A 17,095-nucleotide genomic window follows, 5' to 3' on the forward strand; every position below is an offset into this window, starting at 1 on the left:
GAGCCCGCCATGTATACGAGCAACCCGCTGTGGCACGAGCTGCTGTGGCAACAGGTCCAGCGGCTGGAGCACGAGCACCTCGACCTGCTGATCGACGCCACCGGCCTCGACTACCCGCTGCTGCAAGAACTGGCGACCCTGGCCGACGGCCCGCCACTGGCCAAGCTGTTCGACAGCACCCCGGAAGCCGCCATCGCCGATGCCGGGCCATTGCTGCTGCGGCTTAAGCTGCGTCATCAAACCTGGCTGAAGGCCTTTTTTAGCGCCGTCGACTGCACCCAGCACGTACTGGCGCTGCTCAGCCCCTGGCCCTTCGAGGCCCTGGCCGCCCATCTCAGTCGCTGCACCCAGGCACAGTGGAACCAGGGCCGCGAACAAGGGGTGCTGCGCTATTACGACCCGCGCCTGTTCCTGCCGGTGAGCGAAGCCCTGACCCCGGCCCAGGGCCGCGTCCTGCATGGCCCGGTGATCGCCTGGCACTGGCTCGACCGCGACCACCGGGCACAGCAGCTGCTGGGGCACTACTCCCGACACAGCGACGCCCCAACGGCGGAAGGCTTCCTGTTCGACCCCGCGCAGGTCGCCAGCCTGAAGGCCTGGGCCGACGCCGACTGGCACCGCCGCGAGCACAGCGCCACCCCGCAGCACTACGGCCTGAGCCGCGAGGAAGGCCTGATGCGCCACCTGTTCCACAGCCAGATGGCGGCCTGCCAGCAAGGCCTGCAGGAACCCGGAGAACGACAGGCGTTTATTCGCCAGTGGCTGTTGGATAACTCGCCGTTTGTGGTGGATGAGTAGGGGAGGGGGATGCCATGAAGTGGATGTGCAAAACGCGGAACTGGAAGACCGCAGTGTCATTGGCCGTTTGGTTGAGTGCCGTGTTGCTGGTCACAGCCTGTCGGAGCCAGTCCCCGATGCTGAGCGCCCCGGTGACGGGGTACAACCATACTTCGGCGGCGATCAATCGGTTTTCGGTGAATGGGGCGGGCGGGCCAAACTTGGGGCCGCATCAAGGAGGAGGAAAGCAAAGTTGTTGTGGTGTTGTCCCTCGTTATTGGGTTCCAGGGTTGAGAGCTGTTGTTGAGTGGGAAAAAGATCCCGATCCATATTCTTATGGGAAATGGCCAGAGCGACCATATTCTGATGCTTGGAATAAGCGAATGGCAAGGGAGAAACAACGGTATTCACGTCACAAAGCTATTGTGGAAATTCCTTGGTACTCCGTGGCTGGAACATTGAAAGTTCATTTTTTGCCGTGTAATCAGGTGCGTGTTTCCGCAGACAATATCAAGGTAATGGATCCACGTTATCCCTACAGCTATCCAATGAAAATGGAGGAGCCAGAAGTATGTTAGGGCTAATTATGGAAAAGTTTTTTGTGAGCGGTCTATTTGGTGTCTTGAGTGTTGCTCGTGGATGCTTGTTGGTCGCCGGTCTGTTGATTGCAAGCGCTTGCCAGTCTGAGTCGAAGATGTTGTCGGCACCGGTGACGGGTTATAACCATACTTCGGCGGCGATCAATCGCTTTTCGGTGAATGGGGCTGGTGGAGGGAACTTAGGTCCGCATCAAGGAGGAGGTAGCCAAGTTTGCTGTGGCGTTGTACCTCGCCATTGGGTGCCAGGATTGAGAGCTATTGTTGAGTGGGAAAAAGATCCTGATCCAGACGGGTATATTAAACGGGGTAAATATGGTCAGCTTGATGTTGAGGACTATAAACGTCATGCCGCCAATTACTCCAGGCATAAAATGATTGTGGAAATTCCGAGATATGATGTTCCAGGGGTACTAAAGGTTCATTTCTTGCCTTGTGATGAGGTGCGCGTTACTGCTGCTGGAACCTCTCCAGGATATCCGGGGTATCCCTACAACTATCCGATGAATATGGAGGAGCCAAAAACATGTCAGAAATAATAGAAAGAAATATAAAGGCTCGTGCAGTTGGTGTACCAATTGCTCCGAATTTCCCTTTGGATAGGTATTTGCCTACAACCCCAAAACTGCTTTCGGAAAATATCCGAAGACAAAAAAATGATGAACTCGCATTCGATGAGCTGCAGCGTAAAATCGTACAGGCTAGGGGCGATACATACAGCGGAACCCCTTGTTGTAAGACTTTGCATATTACATTGACGTTCGATGGAACCAATAATAATAACGAGGCTGACAGTGCTTCGAGTCCATCTTCTTGTAGCAATATGGCTCGGCTTTATCATGCAAGTCTGGGGTTGGACGATACTGCTCGTCAAAATGGCTACTTCAGTTATTACAGTCCGGGTGTGGGCACGGTGTTTCCTGATATTAAGGAAATGGTACCCAACAATTGGGGGCTGATAGCTGCCAGTGGTGGTGAAAATCGAATCAACTGGGGCCTCACTCGATTAATCGATGCGCTCAAAATGGTACTGACACCAGCAACACCACTGCTGCTTCCTGCAACTCAGGTTCTGGTAGACAGCATGGCTACTTGTTGGTACGGCAACGTGGCGACTTTAGGTCTACTGGAAAATGGTGAAAAGAAACGTGAAGCCGCCATGCGTCCGTATATGAATGACCTGGAAAAGCTATTAGATCAGCGAAGAGAAATCGGGGAAAAACCCCATATCTTGGCCATGCGCCTATATGTCTATGGCTTCTCCAGAGGCGCTGCACAAGCCCGAACTTTTGCCAATTGGCTGCAAACCCTGACCCGTTGTAAAGGTAGTGATGGCGCAGTGGAGTATCGCTTTGCCGGGCTGCCGATCTCCATTGAGTTCCTCGGTATCTGCGACACAGTGGCGGCAGTGGGTATCGCCGACAGTTTTCCCTTTACCGCCGGGCATATGGATTGGGCTGATGGCACCATGCGTTTGCCTGACGAAGTGTCTGCAACCTCTATGGACACTTCCATTCCTGAGGACTGCCACTTTCTCAAGCGTTGTGTGCACTTGGTATCGGCCCATGAGCAGCGCGCCAGTTTCCCGTTGGACTCGATCCGTCGCCGACCGAAAAACGCCAGCGGCCAGCGCGATACGACTCAGCCCTCCAGTTACCGTAGTGGCACCGTCGAATATCTTTACCCCGGCGTGCACTCGGATGTCGGCGGTGGTTACGCGCCTGGGGATCAGGGCAAGGCAGTTGCCGGTACCGAGCATTTGTTATCGCAGATTCCGTTGCAGCATCTTTACGCAGAAGCGTTTAAAGCGGGCGCTCCTTTGCAAGTTCCCAAAATAGCTTTTAGAGAGGAGTTCCACGAAAAATGGCGGAAAATGGCTCCGGCTACTGAAGAGGAGTTCAACGTCTCCGACCAACTCATCCAACGCTTCAACGCCTGGCAAGCCGACGCCGCTCAACACACCGGCACCCTGGAAGAGATGATCGAGTGGCAACAGGCGCTGATCACCGGTTGGCGCATCGACCGTTATGCCGGAGGGGTGGAAAGGCAGCCGTTCTATCAGAATGCTCCGCCGGATATGCCCAAGGCCGAGATCGAGGCCTGGGAGGCGATCCAGGCGCGCAATGATGCCGAAACCAAGGCCGCCGCCAAAGGCAAACCGGTACCGACTTACACCGAGGCACAGGAGAAGGAGTACCAGCGCCATGTGCAGATCGTCGGGGGTGAGGAAAAGGCCAACGGCATGCGCAGGGAAAAGGTCTTCGACCCGCCCCTGGATCACCGGCAACTCAAAGGCGCCGCCGACGAGTTTCGTCATGACTACAAGCAAGAGTGGGGTCTACTCCCCGACAGCATGGAGATCGGCGGCGTTCTGGATTTGCTGCTGGGCGGTACGGTGTTCCTGGTCAACGAGGAAGACGAAGCCAAGGAGTATGCCTACCTGCACGATAAAGGCACCGAGCTTTACCGGGAGTTGTTCAGTGCACCCAACACGCCCAAATCGGGCAAGGAAGACCTGGTGGCGCTGTTCGACGAGCAGATCCACGACTCCCGCGCCTGGTTCATGAACACCTCCTGGCTGGGCCCGCGTGAGCCGTTCACCGATTACTTCCGCATTCGCCTGGTGCATTTTGACAACGAGTCGAACAAGGAGCTGTCGCTGCTGGCCACCGCCGGCCGGGTGGTGGGGGTGGGGCTGGCGCTGGCCAGCGTCGGTTTGAGCATCAAGAAGAAGGACCCGCGCATGTTGCTCGGCCTGTTCCTGCCGTCTTTGGCGCGGCCGGTGCTGGCGGGCAAGGTCGGGGGGCCGGGTTCGCCGCAAGTCAGCGCTTTCGACCCGCTGACCGGTCTGGCCTTGCCGATGCTGAGCAATCTGGATGGGCTGCGGGCCTTCACTCAATCCCCGGGGGATGTGGTGGCCCTGGTCGCGGCAATGCCGCCTCCGCCACCCTTGAACGCCAGCACCGCCACCACTCCGGAGTTGCAGAAAATCCTCGTGGCCCACCAAGCGCTGGAAGCCGCACAGGCGGCGCAGGACAAGGAGGACGCCCGACTTGCCGGGCTATTGGCGAGCGCCAACGATCAGGGGCAGCCGGCTGGCTGGCAGGATCTGCTGGCCGATCAGGTGGGCAATCTGAAATCGTCCGGGAAGCAGGTATAGCGATGGATAACCTGAAGGGGCGGCACTCCCGGGGCAGCCCTTTTGCTCGCACTTGAGGGTTCGCTGTGAAGAATGCATTAGTTCTTTGTTTTTTCTTGCTGTTGAGCAGTATTTCTTGCGCAGATTCTGACTGTGATATGGATCTGAACGGGGATGGTGTGTGTGATTCTTATTCTGTAATTGGTCCGGAGCTTGATAGCGAACTTTCAGAAATAACTATTAAGGTTGGTGGTACAAGGCAGGAGAGAAAGGGCTTTTTTAGTCTGGGTAATGGCGGTCTGTTTCCTGGGTATATCTCTGGTGATTTTTCATTGCTGTTAGATTTTTATACAAGAAATACTGATCTGACAAAGTATGATTTTAGATGGGAGCCGAGATTTAAAGATTGGGTTGTTTACAGAGTTCAACTTGGGTGGAGCCCAGTAGGGATGAAAGGTATTCTCTTGACAATGAAATACTTCCAGGTGAGGCGAGGTTTCCCCAGCAGTTTCATGTGTGACGTATAAAATGCTGTGCATTGTTTTTGGAGTTTTTAGGTAGTGGTCATAATTTGCAGGAGTTATCTTCTGATGATGCAGTGCGTGAAATAAAGAAGGACTTTCAGTTTGTGCTTGAGAGTTTTCGGATAGGAGGGGAGGACTCGCTGATTGATATGGTGGGTGATAACGGAAAGCAAATGTCGATAAGTATTTCTAAGGATTTTTTATATGAGGTGACGTTGATTTTTTGGGGGGTGATATTTAATCGATTAATGGGCGCGCTAATTTATTGTATCAGAACGAAAATTTAGTAATATCTGCATTTCTGCTTAGGGTTATTCATAAGAAATACCCAGAAAGAGTAGTTGCGATTTTCAGTCTAGCAGATGCTTGCTGGGATATGGGTATGAAGCAAGAGGCTTGCCCTCTGTATGAAGAATATATGAGTAAAATGCTTGCTCTTGGTCGGAGATCAAATTCTTGAGTCAGTAAGATTAAAGGGAAGTTGTATGTGATATTGTCATGGTTTTTGCAATCGATCTTCTTGTGAAAAGTTAAGCTTCGCTGCGGAGGATTATATGTGCAATGTTCATGGCGGTTACGATGGTGATGAGATTGGGGGGTGAAAGTTGATCTTTATAAGCTCTAAAGACTTTCCGAAAAAGTTCTCGGATGTGCGGGAAAACGCCTGATAACCACGGGGGCAGTCCGAACTGACCGTAATACCTTCGTTTTGGATGAGTGAGCATGAAATATTTCCTAGCGCTTTTACTGCTTTCTCCGATTACTTGCGCTGCAACAGTGAAGTTTTGTAGTGCCGACGGTCCCCAATATTTTATTTCGCAGTGGTCAGAGGATGGTGATCCTGTTCAGGTTCTTTCAAGAGTTGATGGGGTGAAGTTTTCTGTTCAAGAAGGTAGGGTTATCTATAATGATGATCTTAATGGTGATGGGGTGAAGGATTTTATTTTTTCTTCTTCTGGTAGTGAGGGGTCAAGTAAGGACAGGGTTTATGGTTTCTTTATTCAGTGTCGAGGGTATTTGAAATTTGTTGGTGGGGACTATTTTGCAGGTGTTAAAGTTTTAGATATCTCCCATGAAGGTGAGAATAAATATAAAGATATTGAGGTGTACTCCTATCAGAGAGATAAGGATGGAGGTGTTGTATATAAGGGAGGGGAGGCGTTGACTAAGTCTTATGTGTGGAGCTTCAATCGCGACTCTCAGAGATATGAAGGTGCGTCCGAGTAACTCTTAATGGTCTGTGTCTGTAAGAGAAAACACTGCTGATGAAAATAAATAATTACCAGTCTCTTTTGGTATGTGTTGTTGGTTCTATTTCGATTTTGGTATGCCATTAAAGTTATCATTGATAAAGGTCTGAGAGTATTTTGTTGAGGGTGAAAATATGAAATTTTTATTCTTGGCAGTGATCTTGATTTTTTCAAAACTTGTAGTTGCTGATTTGTTGTCGGATGAACGCGTGTTGTACGTGGAAGGCCAAAAAAATAATACTGTTTGCGATGTTGTCATCGATTCGGAAGGGTATGTTTTTGATGTTGTCGCACAGCGGAGGGTTTTTGATTTGTCAGAGGCCAGTGGTACGTTATATAGCAGTTCCTTGTACAAGCTTCATGATATGTATGTGATGGAGGTCAAGAACTATTCTTCCGCCAAAACCCAGCAGTTCACATCATTTTATTATCGTGGTGGAAAGGTTGCTCTAGACAGGGTTTACGTTTTTTTAAAAGATATGACTATTTCAGCTGGACCTTTATGGCGCGCATTATGAATGCCGAGGAGAGTGTATGCATTTGACTCGCCAAGTAGGACTGACTTTGAGTGAGTTGGCTATCAAAGGTGCATGCGGTGATTTAGAGGGAGGCTCGCTGGATTCGGCGACAGTGATTAGTCCGCCTTCTATTTCTGGAAGTCTTTTTGTCACGGCAACTGTTTATAGAAAATCCAAGCAGGAAGGTATAGCGTCTTATTTTTTTGGGGGATAGTGACGAGCCAGATCTGTTTCGAATGGCATGCTATTCGAACTGCGCAGTGTTATTAGAAAAGAGGGTGTCTTGCTCTGGGCTTATTTCTCCATCTACTTTGTTTAGGACTGATCTGACGTTAGATGGTTGTCAGAGTCAGGGTAGCTATAGGCTTGAGGGGGTCTCGGATGTGATAAATATTAGAGGTTGTATAACAGCAGAGATTATGAGTTTGCCGGAATATGCACGTGCAACGAAAGAAGCTCGTGCCGTTTTTCGGGGGTTGCTTATGGTGATGGGTTTAAAGGGGAAGGAATTTCGAAGCGTGGTGATAAGCGCTACAGCTATTTTATGTTGCCTGTGACGATCTATTAGATCCTCGTGCGGTTCAAGGTTGGCTTGGTGTGTAGATATATAATTAGGTCGGTGAGGTATACGTGGTATTGGCTTGAGAGGGGTGGGGGATGGGCGGTGAGAGCCGTGCTGCTGTATTTGCTTTTTTTGTAATGTTTATGCTGTGTGCTACTTCTGCAGGGGCTTCTAAGGAAGATATGTGCGGTACTGAAAAAGTGGCTTTTCAATGCGAGGTACGAGAGGGGAAAAATCTTGCGGTATGTTCTAAGTATGCGAATGATGTGCTGTCGGGGATTCAATATCGATTTGGGCGAGCAAGCCGAAAAGAAATAATTTTTCCAGCGGATGGGTTTGGTTTTAAAGGGTTTACATTTAATTATTACTTTCGTTATCAGGTTTCTTATAGAGAATTGGCCTTTTCTGTAGGTTCTTACAAGTATGGCGTTTATAGTCATTTTGATGGCGAGGAAAAGGGCGTAGTCAAGACCTCTGCTGGGGTTGTTGTGTCTGATGCGACTGATTCGAAACTGGTCCAAGTGCCCTGTGAAGTAGTCTATATAGATAACCTCAGGGAAGTTGCTCCGTATGTAGCTTGTAATAAAGATGGTGCGTTTGGCTGTGCTAAGTAACTTGTCTGATAGTTGTTGGGGGCTGGAGAATAAGAAGAGCGTTGCTGCTAGCTCTGAAAAATATAGAGTGCTTATGACAGAGAAAGGGCTGGAGAAAGGAGCCCCCAAACGTGTTAAGGGAACGAATTTAGCGGGAGACGCCACCGAAAAAAGGGCGGCCCATACACCGCCCCAAGCAAGCTGAGTCAGCTTCGTTCTAACTGTACGGTGGCCTCGGGCAACAGTGCCTGGGACAGATCATCCACCACCGCCTTGCCCATTTCGCACAGGTAGTAGGCCGGCCAGGCGTAGCGCTCGCCTTGAGGCTCCAGGGCCGCATCCAGCATGAGTTTCTTGGCGTAATGGAACAGGTTGGACGCATGTTCCAGGGCTTCGCCCACGGGAATGTCCGGGTTGACCTTGAACAGGCTTTGGTCTTTGTCACCGCAGGGGGCGAAGGTGACAATGCCGAGGGTTTTGACGGAGGAGGTCATTGGGCACCTCCGGCGGTTTGCTGCGGGTGCTGAGGTTGGTGTCGATGGAATACGTACATGGCGTGGCTCCTTTTGCTAGAAGACGCTGCCGTTTTCGTTTCCAGGCGAAAGGGTGGCAGCTGTACGCGGGCTGGAAAACCGAGGCAAAAGGAACCCGGCAGACCCGAAGGTCTCCCACGTACAGCCGCCATGACACAAGAACGCAGGCACAAAAAAAGCGCCTGCAGTTGATGGTCCGGGCGCTGCTGTAGCGCCTTTTGCACTTGCGGGTTTCCAGGCCCGGCCGCTGATTGTGCAGCGGCGGGCGAAGGATAGCGGGCAGGGTGATCCGCTGCAACGGCGTTGGCGCGCTATTGTATGACGCCTTGTGTGTGCAGGCGTTTACCGCCGACGCGGGTGCTGGCTCTTCAACCAATTTCCATCGAACCCTGTCCTGGCACTCAAGCGCTCAAGGCCGCGCCCCCACCCCATACGCATCCCACAACTTGTTGCGGAACTTGTTCTGCGGATCGACCCGGGCTTTCAACGCGAGAAACTCCCCGGCCCGTGGATAGGCCGCGTGAAACTGCTGCGCCGTGGCGTGGATCTGGTACGGCAGGTAATAGCTGCCGCCGTGCTGGATGGCGCTGTCCACCAGGGCGCGGGTCCATTCGCCGACTTTTTCCCGTTCCTCTGGCGCGGTGCTCTGCTGGTAGTACAGCACCAGGGCGAAGACTTCGGTCTTGGCCCAGGCCAGCAGGGTGCCAGGGTCGGCCTTGGCGTGGCGGATCGACAGGTTGATCACGTTGACCTTGTGCGCCCGCAGGGTCGCGCCCATCTCCTGGATGAAGCTTTCCAACTGGTCTGGGGGCACGAAGTATTCCTGCAGCACGTAGGTGCGCTGGGCCCGGGACTCGGGTTCCAGTTCGCGCACGTCGAGGCTGGCTTCGTGGTTGCGCCAGGACACTTGCGGTTTCTTCAGCACCAGGGGGTCGATCACTTCCTGGCGCAGGGTCTTGCCGCCGGGCCACTGGCTCACCACTTTCAGGGCCTTCTGTTCTTTCCAGTAGTTCTGGTCCAGGGGCGTGAGGCGCTCCTGGACCGTGACCGGCAGCTCGGTCTGGCTGTAGGACACCGCGCGCAGGGTCTGGTACCGGTCGGGGTAGAGCACCGCGTTGTGCAGGATGACCTTGGGGTTGTTGTGGATCTGGGTCTGGAAGTAGCGCCGGTAGTCGCCGAGGGGCATTTCGTCGACGCTGCGCAGCAGGCGCACGTTGTCGCTCAGGTGCAGGGTGGCTTGGACGATCACCCCCAGGCCGCCGTAGCCGCCGATGGCGCCGTAGAACAGTTCGCTGTTGTGCTGCGGGCTGGCGTCCACCACTTGGCCGTCGGCCAGCACCAGCTTGATGGCTTTCACCGAGCTCACCAGCGGGCCGTAGCCGATGTAGCGGCCATGGGCGTTGACGCTCAGGGCGCCGCCGACGGTGAAGTTGGCGTAGCTCTGCATGATGCTCACGGACAGGTCGTGGGGGTCGATGTAGTCCTGCACGGCGCGCCAGGTGATGCCCGGCTGCACGGTGATTTCCTTGCGCTCTTTGGAGAAGTCGAGCACTTGGTTGAAGCCGCGCATGTCGATCTGCAGGGCGTGCTCGGTGGCGGTCTGGCCGCCCATGCTGTAGCGCCCGCCGCCGATGGCGATGGGCCCGGGGTGCTCGGCCACCTGCTTGACGATCTGCTTCAGGGTGGTGGGGCGCACCACCTGATCGACCACGATGGGGTTGAGCTGGGTGATGTCGTTGACGGTTTCTGCGGCGTGGGTGGTGAGTGCATTGCAGAGTGCCGCGCATAAAAACAGGCCGATCGCGAATCTCATTCGCCGTGTCCATCCCTGGTGGTGGCGCGCCGCCGGAGGGGCGCAAATGGCGGCAGAATAACGCCGCGGCGGGTCCGTGACCATGGGCGAACGCGCAGTGAGGAGGGCGGCATCGGCCCCTGGGTCGATGCCGGGCGCGGTTTACAGCGTCGGCAGGCCGAGGGTGGCGGCGCACTGCTCCAGGGAGCGCTGCTGGGTCTGGGCATACAGCTGCAGCTCGTCGAGGGTGGCGCGGCCCAGGGCGTTTTCAAAGGCCTGGCGGTTGGAGTGCTCGGCGTAGTGGCTCTGGCTGTCGTCACCCAGGTTGGACTGGAAGATCCCGGCGGCGCTCACCGGCAGGAAATCCTCATAGACCAGGGGCTCGAAGCCCAGGTGGCCGGCTGCCAGCAGGGCCGGCAGGGTGGTGGGGCGCTGGGGCTCGGCGCGGGCCGCGAGCCCGGCTTCGCTGACGAAGTAGCGAAAGTACGCCAGGCCCTGTTCGCGCATGGCCGGGTGGCTGTCGGGAAACGCCCTGAAGTGCTCTTGCATCAGCTGGTTGTAGCGCTGGGCGTTGGCTTCGTTGGGGAAGTCGCCAAGGGCGTCGCGGGCGGCGTTCAGCAGGCGGTCGTAGAGCTCGCGGCCCTTGGGAGTCAGCGCCGCGCCGCGCTGTTCGATCTCGCCAAAACGCGCGCTGTGGCTGCCCTGGGTGTCGGCCTGGTCGCTGAAGGCCACGGGTTCCTCCAGGGCCTTGAAACTGGTCTGGCGCAGCAGGATCGGGCAGTCCCGGCGCGGCGGGCCCTCGATCACCGCCTTGGGGGTGATGCCGTGCGCGGGCATCAGCCGTTGCACTTCATCGATGTCCAGGGTGCGTGGGGTCAGGTGATTGATGTGCGGGCCCTTGAACGCCACCACGTCGGCGATCAGCCGGTGCTGGGCGCTGAGGCTGGCGTACTGGGCGGCGGTCACCGTGGCGTGGTGGTGCCAGCGGAAGGTTTCCAGGGCTTCCTGGATGAAGCGCTGGGCGTCGTCTTCATCCAGTCCGCCTTCGGCCTGGGCCTGTTCAATCAGCTCCAGCACCTTGGGGGTGAAGATCTGGCGCTGGGCCAGCACCTGTTGGGCAAAGCCTCGCAGTTCGGGGTTGTCGATCAGTTCCAGGCGCAGCAGCGAGGTGAAGACCCGGAACGGGCTGACCTGCAGGGCCTGTTCATGCACCGCGCGAAAGGCCGTGGAATGCACCGGCACCCCGGCCGGGGTCAGGTCGTAGTAGCCCACCGGCTGCATGCCCATCACCGCGAACAGCCGGGCCAGGGTCGCCAGTTCGGCGGCGGTGCCGACGCGGATCGCGCCGTGGCGCTCCAGGTCCAGGCGCTGCAGTTCGCCGCTGCGCTGCAGGTGTTGGGCAAGCGCCGGTTGCTGCTCCAGGACCTGGGCATTGACCTGGGCCACCAGGGCCATCAGGGCGCCGTAGAGCGGCACCTCCTCGCGGTACATATCCGACATCGCCCGGGAAAATCCCTGGCGGATCAGGTCAGGACTGACGAAGCGCTGGTTGCTCATGGACAGGGTTCCCGTGGCAGTGGATATCGAAGCGAGAGAGGTACGGATCGGCCTCGATTCTGCTGGCCGGTGCCGGGGCTGACAAACGAAGTTTCCTCTGAACTTCATTCTGCAAACGAATGCATGGGGCCGCTGGCTCGCAGCGCCTGTCGGGGCGGGCGGGCAGATTCCCGCTCAGCGGGCCCGACCGGAGCGGGCAGGCTGTGTACACTGATGGCGTTTTGGAACCGCGTGGCTAGACTTGCACCGGTCGATCCCGCCGCTATCGCTCGCGCATCTTTCCCATCGCTGGACGGAGGCAACTTGGCCCCTGCGCAGTACACCAGAGGAAAGGGACTGTCATTGGCCAGGAGGCTGTATAAATCGCGGATTCTGGGCCTGAGCCTGGGCTTGCTGTGCGTGGCCGCCGGGATGTGGCCGCTGCAACCGGCGCCCTGGGTCTGGGGGCTGATGCTGTGCAACGCCTTGGTCTGGCCGCACCTGGCCTATCAGTGGGCGCGCTGGTCGCGGGTGCCGTTTCGCGCCGAGTACCGCAACCTGCTGGTGGACTCCTTGCTCGGCGGGTTCTGGGTCGCGGCCATGCACTTCAATCCGCTGCCGCTGGCCACCACCCTGGGGATGATGGCGATGAACAACATCGCCCTGGGCGGGGTGCGCTTCTTTCTCGCCGGCAGCCTGGCCCAGGCCCTGGGCGTTGGCCTGGGCCTGTGGCTGTTCGGCCTGTCCTTCGTCGCCCAGACCACGCCGCTGCAGCTGTACGCCTGTCTGCCGATGCTGACCCTGTACCCCATGACCCTGGGTTACATCTGCTACCGCCAGGCGGCTACCCTGGGGCGGCACAAGCGCGAGCTGCTGGCCCTGAGTCGCACCGACAGCCTGACCGGGCTGCTCAATCACGGGGCCTGGAAGGACCAGCTGGAAATCGAGTTCCAGCGCTGCACGCGCCAGGGGCGCGGCGGCGCCATCGCCCTGATCGACATCGATCACTTCAAGGCCATCAACGACACCTACGGCCATGTGGCCGGGGATGGGGTGCTGCGCCAGTTGAGCAAGATCCTCAGGCAGAACCTGCGGGCCAGCGATCAGGCCGGGCGTTATGGCGGCGATGAGTTCTGCGTGATCCTCCCGGATGTGCCCCTGGAGCAGGCCGCCGAACGGATGGAGGCCTTGCGCGGACGTTTTGCGAGCCTGGGGGATGAACAGAGCCCGGCCTTGCAGGTCAGCCTGAGCATTGGCCTGGCGGCCTTCAGTCCCGGGCATGGCGAAGCCATGGACTGGCTCAACGATGCCGATCAGGCCTTGTACGTGGCCAAGAGCGGCGGTCGCAACAACGTCAACTGCCATCGGCCGGAACAGCCATCGCGCAGGGTGTTGAATCCTCTGTAATACCTGCCTCTTGTCGGGCTTGCCGGCGAAAGCGTCGGCAGGCAAGCCGTGTGATTGGCGCTGTTCCGTTCGCCGGCAAGCCGGCTTGTAGGAGCGGGCTTGCCCGCGAAGGCGTCGGGTGGCGCGTCGCGGGGTTGGCGGTGCTCGCTTCGCCGGCAAGTCGGCGCCTACGGAACGGGGTGCAGGCGCCGGGCCAGCTCCAGGGCGCTGCGGCCGCTGGCGATGCCCGGCACCAGTTGGCTGAAGGGGATGTCGATCAGCCGGTCCTCGCGCACCGCCCGCAGCCGCGACAGCACCGGGTCACGCTGCAGCAGCTGGCGTTTGCGCGTGGCCGGTGACCACAGGGCGTCCGCCAGGAGCAGCACGTCCGGGTCGTTGCTCAGCAGGGTTTCGCTGTCGACCGTCAGGCGCGGGCGGTCGATGGCAGCGAAGCTGTTGCGCGCGCCGGCGGCCTGCAGCAATACCCCGACAAAACCGCGCCGCCCCTGGCTGGCCAGGCCGTTGACCTCGCTGTCGAGGTAGAACACCGCAGGCCCGTCGCGCCCCTGATACAGGGCCGCCGCCGCGTCGAGGTCGGCCTGCTGCTCGGCGATCAGTTGCGCGGCCCGGGCGTCCTGGCGCAACAGCCGGCCCAGGGTCAGCAGGTCGTGACGGATATGCCCGAAGTAGTCCTCGTTGTGCTCGGCGCAGGCCGACTCCAGCAGGTAGCTGGCCACGCCGATAGCACCCAGGCGCTGTCGGGAACTGAAGGACTCGGGGAACGCCGAGGCAAAGCCGCCCACCACCAGGTCGGGCTTGAGGCTGTAGAGCACCTCCGCCGACGGGTACTGCCGGGCGATCACCGGTACGCCGTGGTAGTGCCCGTCGGCGCCGGCATCGTCGTCCAGGTAGGCCACGCCGATCAGCGACGGCCTGGCGCCCAGGGCCAGCAGCAGGTCGGCGCTGTGCTGGTTGAGGGCGACGATGCGTTGGGGCGGCGCGGCGATCTCCCAGCGCTGGCCGCAGTTTTCATAGGGGGTCGCCAGGGCTGGCGTGCCGGCCAGACCGAGCAGGAGGCTGAGCAGCGGGGCGATGGTGGTCGTTCTAGGCATCTGTCGCGCCTGCGTAAGGCGAGGGAATCAGCAGGTCCGCCACCGGCGCCCCTGCCAGTAGGTGTTCCTGCACCAGGCGCAGCACCTGGGCGTCGTCGGCGACCCGGTACCAGCAGCCATCCGGGTGCACCGTCAACACTGGCCCCAGGTTGCAGGGGAACTGGCAGGCGGTACGGGTCAGCAGCACGCCACCGGGTGTCTCCATGTGCTCCAGGCGCAGCAGTTCTCGGCGCAGGGTTTTCCATAACGCCAGGGCGCCGCGCCGCACGCAGCGCGGGCCGGTGCAGAGGAATACCTGGCGGGCATGGGGCGGCACCCGCGACCAGTCCGGGTCGCTGGGCACCGCGTTGACCTTGTCACAGGGCAGATGGCGCTCGCGCTGGTCGATGCTGGCGCAGGCCAGGGCCGCGTCCAGGCCGCGGCGGCCCAGGGCCTGGGCGGTGACCCACAGTTGCGGCGCTTGCGGGTGGGCGCGGGCCAGGCGCCCCAGTTCGTCGCGCAGCCAATCCAGGTAGGCGCTGTCGGAGCTGGGCTCCAGGTCCACCACCAGCAGCGCCGCGCCGTTCTCGTGCAAGGGCTCGTCGATGGCGGCCCAGAGGCTGTCGAAGCCGTCCAGGGTGTCGATCACCCGGGTGCCGGCGTCAATGCCCCGCAGCAGCGTAAGCTCGCGGCGAAACGCCTCGCCCAGGGCCCCGCTGTTCAGGCCGGGGCCGACGAACAGCACGCGTTGATAATCCTTGTGCATGGTCGTCGTCCTCAGAAGCGGTAGGTGTAGCGCAGCTCGGTGGTCAAGGGGCGCCCCAGGTTATCCACCCGCGGGTTGTTGCTGGCGATGCTGGTGCTGTAGTCGCGGTCGAAGAGGTTTTCCACCAGCAGGCTCAGGCGATGCTGCTGGGCCGGGTCGAGGTAGCGATAGGCATCGGCGTCGACCACCGAGTAGTGGCCGTAGTCGATCTGCTTCGGGCTGTCGATCTGGCCGATGTAGCGGATTGCCCCGCCCACGCCCCACATACGGTCCAGGGACTCGAAGCCCAGCCGCGAGCGGGCAAAGAAGCCGGGGATGTTGCTCAGGGTCACGCCGTTGCGCGACTGCACCAGGTTGCGGGTCATGTCCGCCGAGAGGGTCCATTGCGGGCTGAACTGCCAGCGCCCATCGACCTCGATGCCGCGGACCTTGATCCGTCCGTCGCCATTGACCCAGTCGATACCGTCGAGGGCGATCAGGTCGTCGATCTTGCGCTGGAACAGCGTGCCGCTGGCGTTGAAGTCGGCGGCCAGCAGGCTGCCCTTGTAGTCCAGGCCCAGCTCGGCATTCACGCTCTTTTCCGGCTTGAGCTGGCGGTTGCCCTTTTCATCCTCCTCATTGGCGAACAGTTGCTCGGCGTTGGGCAGCTTGAAGGCACTGCCGAACTGGCCGCGCAGTTGCCAGTGGGGCGAGAGGTCATACAGCGAGGTGAGCATGCCCACCGTGGCGCTTTCGCCGCCGCTGATCTTCTCGTGCCGCACGCCGATGCTCGGGTGCCAGTCGGGCAGGGTTGCCACGACCGGGCGCAACTGGGCGTAGAGGGCGTTGGCCTGGGCGCTGTTGTCGTCGATCTTGAGCACGTCGTCCTGGCCCTTGAACCACTGGTTGTCGCTGCCGAACACCAGCACATGGCCGCCGTCCAGTTCGGCCTTGCCCTCGGCCTGCAGACCCCAGTCGGTGAAGCCCCAGTAGTCGTTGTGGTTGATCACCTGAGTGGCGCCGCTGGTGGTGCTGTTGATGCGGGTGTAGCGGGTGTCCCAGTCGTTGACATGGCCCTTGACGAAGTAGCTGAAGCGCTGGTCCAGGCGCTGCTCGAAGGTCGCGGTGGCGATCTGCTGGATGCGGTCGTTGGTGGTCTTCTTGTTGTTCAGCGGGCGGGCGAAATCCAGGTTGGCGTCGCTGTACTGGTAGAACAGCTCCAGCCGCGAGTCGTCGGCAAAGCCCTGGATCGCCTTGGCGCCGAAGGTGGTCAGTTCATAGCCGCGTTTCTTGTCCCGGGTGCTGGGGCTGTAGGCGCTGTTGCGAAATGGCTGGTAGCCGTCGGAGACGTTGTGGCTGACATAGGCCAAGAGGCCCAGGTCGCCCAGGCCGTTGCTGACGATGCGTTCGGCGCGGGCATCGCCGCTTCTGCCCATGAAGCTGTCCAGGCCCAGGTTGACCTCGCCGGAGACGTCGCGGGTCTGCGGGCTGCGGGTGACGATGTTGATCACCCCGGACACCGCCTGGGTGCCGAACAGCAGGCTCTGGCCGCCCTTGAGCACCTCGATGCGCTCGATGGCGTTGGCCGGCAAGGTGTCCAGGTACAGGCCGCCGTACAGGCGGTTGTTCAGGCGCACGCCGTCCAGCAGGATCAGGGTGTCGTCGTTGCGCCCCCCCAGCAGGGAATAGGTGCCGTAGTCGAACGGGCCATTCTTGGGCGCCACGTATAGCCCGGGCACGTACATCTGCAGGACCCGTGTGATGTCGCTGCTGGGGCCGGCGCGTTCGATCTGCTGGCGATCGATGATCTCCAGCTTGCTGCCATAGCGGGCCATTTCAGCCACGGCGGTGGACTCCACCGAAGGGGCAGAAATCGACTGCGGCTCCAGTGTCAGCGGCGTGTCGTCCGCCAGCAGCAGGGGGCTGAACAGGCAGCCGAGCAAGGCGCCGCATGGCGTGCGGCGACGCGTGGCCAAGGGGCGCACGCGGAAGGTGTCAGGTGTTGTCATTCTTGGTCTTCTCGAAAGTGTCTTCGGGAAGCACGCAGGAGAAG

General features: G+C 58.9%; 16 protein-coding genes. 10 read left to right on the forward strand and 6 right to left on the reverse strand.

Going from position 1 to position 17,095, the window contains the following annotated elements:
* Positions 1-9: 9 nt before the first annotated feature.
* The 9 genes from PST29_RS11360 (at position 10) to PST29_RS31730 (ending at position 7,980) form a co-directional block, all read left to right on the forward strand.
* On the forward strand, positions 10-798 hold the full coding sequence (locus tag PST29_RS11360) for a DUF4123 domain-containing protein (protein ID WP_060843102.1): 789 nt from the start codon (positions 10-12) through the stop codon (positions 796-798).
* 23 nt (positions 799-821) lie between these two features.
* Complete coding sequence (locus PST29_RS30920; RefSeq protein WP_082729327.1) at positions 822-1,355, forward strand: DUF3304 domain-containing protein; 534 nt, start codon at positions 822-824, stop codon at positions 1,353-1,355.
* Positions 1,356-1,363: 8 nt separating this feature from the next.
* Positions 1,364-1,912 (forward strand): DUF3304 domain-containing protein, encoded by a 549-nt coding sequence (locus PST29_RS30925; RefSeq protein WP_082729326.1) that lies wholly within the window; start codon positions 1,364-1,366, stop codon positions 1,910-1,912.
* The gene (locus tag PST29_RS11365; protein WP_060843103.1) at positions 1,900-4,533 is read left to right on the forward strand and encodes a T6SS phospholipase effector Tle1-like catalytic domain-containing protein; all 2,634 of its coding nucleotides are present in this window, start codon (positions 1,900-1,902) and stop codon (positions 4,531-4,533) included. Before PST29_RS30925 ends, PST29_RS11365 begins: the two co-directional genes overlap by 13 nt.
* A 65-nt stretch (positions 4,534-4,598) precedes the next feature.
* Complete coding sequence (locus PST29_RS31715) at positions 4,599-5,039, forward strand: hypothetical protein (protein ID WP_148659621.1); 441 nt, start codon at positions 4,599-4,601, stop codon at positions 5,037-5,039.
* Positions 5,040-5,759: 720 nt separating this feature from the next.
* Positions 5,760-6,263, forward strand: a complete 504-nt coding sequence (locus PST29_RS30930) for a hypothetical protein (RefSeq protein WP_082729211.1) — start codon at positions 5,760-5,762, stop codon at positions 6,261-6,263.
* Positions 6,264-6,420: 157 nt separating this feature from the next.
* Positions 6,421-6,804 (forward strand): hypothetical protein, encoded by a 384-nt coding sequence (locus PST29_RS31720; protein ID WP_148659622.1) that lies wholly within the window; start codon positions 6,421-6,423, stop codon positions 6,802-6,804.
* Between the two features lie 16 nt (positions 6,805-6,820).
* Positions 6,821-7,018: a hypothetical protein gene (locus PST29_RS31725; RefSeq protein WP_148659623.1), complete on the forward strand. Its 198-nt coding sequence runs from the start codon at positions 6,821-6,823 to the stop codon at positions 7,016-7,018.
* Between the two features lie 443 nt (positions 7,019-7,461).
* Positions 7,462-7,980: a hypothetical protein gene (locus PST29_RS31730; protein ID WP_148659624.1), complete on the forward strand. Its 519-nt coding sequence runs from the start codon at positions 7,462-7,464 to the stop codon at positions 7,978-7,980.
* A 185-nt stretch (positions 7,981-8,165) separates the two neighbouring features.
* On the opposite strand, the gene PST29_RS11375 is transcribed toward PST29_RS31730, so the two are convergent.
* From PST29_RS11375 to hglS, 3 genes are all read right to left on the reverse strand, one after another.
* Positions 8,166-8,453: a DUF3077 domain-containing protein gene (locus PST29_RS11375; RefSeq protein WP_060843105.1), complete on the reverse strand. Its 288-nt coding sequence runs from the start codon at positions 8,451-8,453 to the stop codon at positions 8,166-8,168.
* A 448-nt stretch (positions 8,454-8,901) separates the two neighbouring features.
* Positions 8,902-10,305: an FAD-binding oxidoreductase gene (locus PST29_RS11380; protein ID WP_060843106.1), complete on the reverse strand. Its 1,404-nt coding sequence runs from the start codon at positions 10,303-10,305 to the stop codon at positions 8,902-8,904.
* A 141-nt stretch (positions 10,306-10,446) separates the two neighbouring features.
* A complete protein-coding gene (gene hglS / locus PST29_RS11385; protein WP_173664405.1) occupies positions 10,447-11,841 on the reverse strand; it encodes a 2-oxoadipate dioxygenase/decarboxylase HglS in 1,395 nt (464 codons plus the stop codon).
* Between the two features lie 303 nt (positions 11,842-12,144).
* Here hglS and PST29_RS11390 point away from each other — a divergent pair, with 303 nt between their 5' ends.
* Positions 12,145-13,227 carry a diguanylate cyclase gene (locus tag PST29_RS11390; protein WP_060838555.1) on the forward strand — a complete coding sequence of 361 codons (1,083 nt, stop codon included), beginning with the start codon at positions 12,145-12,147 and terminating at the stop codon, positions 13,225-13,227.
* Between the two features lie 167 nt (positions 13,228-13,394).
* On the opposite strand, the gene PST29_RS11395 is transcribed toward PST29_RS11390, so the two are convergent.
* The 3 genes from PST29_RS11395 to PST29_RS11405 are packed head-to-tail and all read right to left on the reverse strand — an operon-like array spanning position 13,395 to position 17,051.
* The gene (locus tag PST29_RS11395; RefSeq protein ID WP_060843108.1) at positions 13,395-14,318 is read right to left on the reverse strand and encodes an ABC transporter substrate-binding protein; all 924 of its coding nucleotides are present in this window, start codon (positions 14,316-14,318) and stop codon (positions 13,395-13,397) included.
* The gene (locus tag PST29_RS11400) at positions 14,311-15,063 is read right to left on the reverse strand and encodes a (2Fe-2S) ferredoxin domain-containing protein (protein ID WP_060843109.1); all 753 of its coding nucleotides are present in this window, start codon (positions 15,061-15,063) and stop codon (positions 14,311-14,313) included. The genes PST29_RS11395 and PST29_RS11400 overlap by 8 nt, the downstream gene beginning before the upstream one ends.
* 11 nt (positions 15,064-15,074) lie before the next feature.
* A complete protein-coding gene (locus PST29_RS11405; RefSeq protein ID WP_082729213.1) occupies positions 15,075-17,051 on the reverse strand; it encodes a TonB-dependent receptor plug domain-containing protein in 1,977 nt (658 codons plus the stop codon).
* Positions 17,052-17,095 lie beyond the last annotated feature (44 nt).

Origin of the sequence: Pseudomonas sp. St29, assembly GCF_001547915.1 — a bacterium.
Lineage (GTDB): Bacteria > Pseudomonadota > Gammaproteobacteria > Pseudomonadales > Pseudomonadaceae > Aquipseudomonas.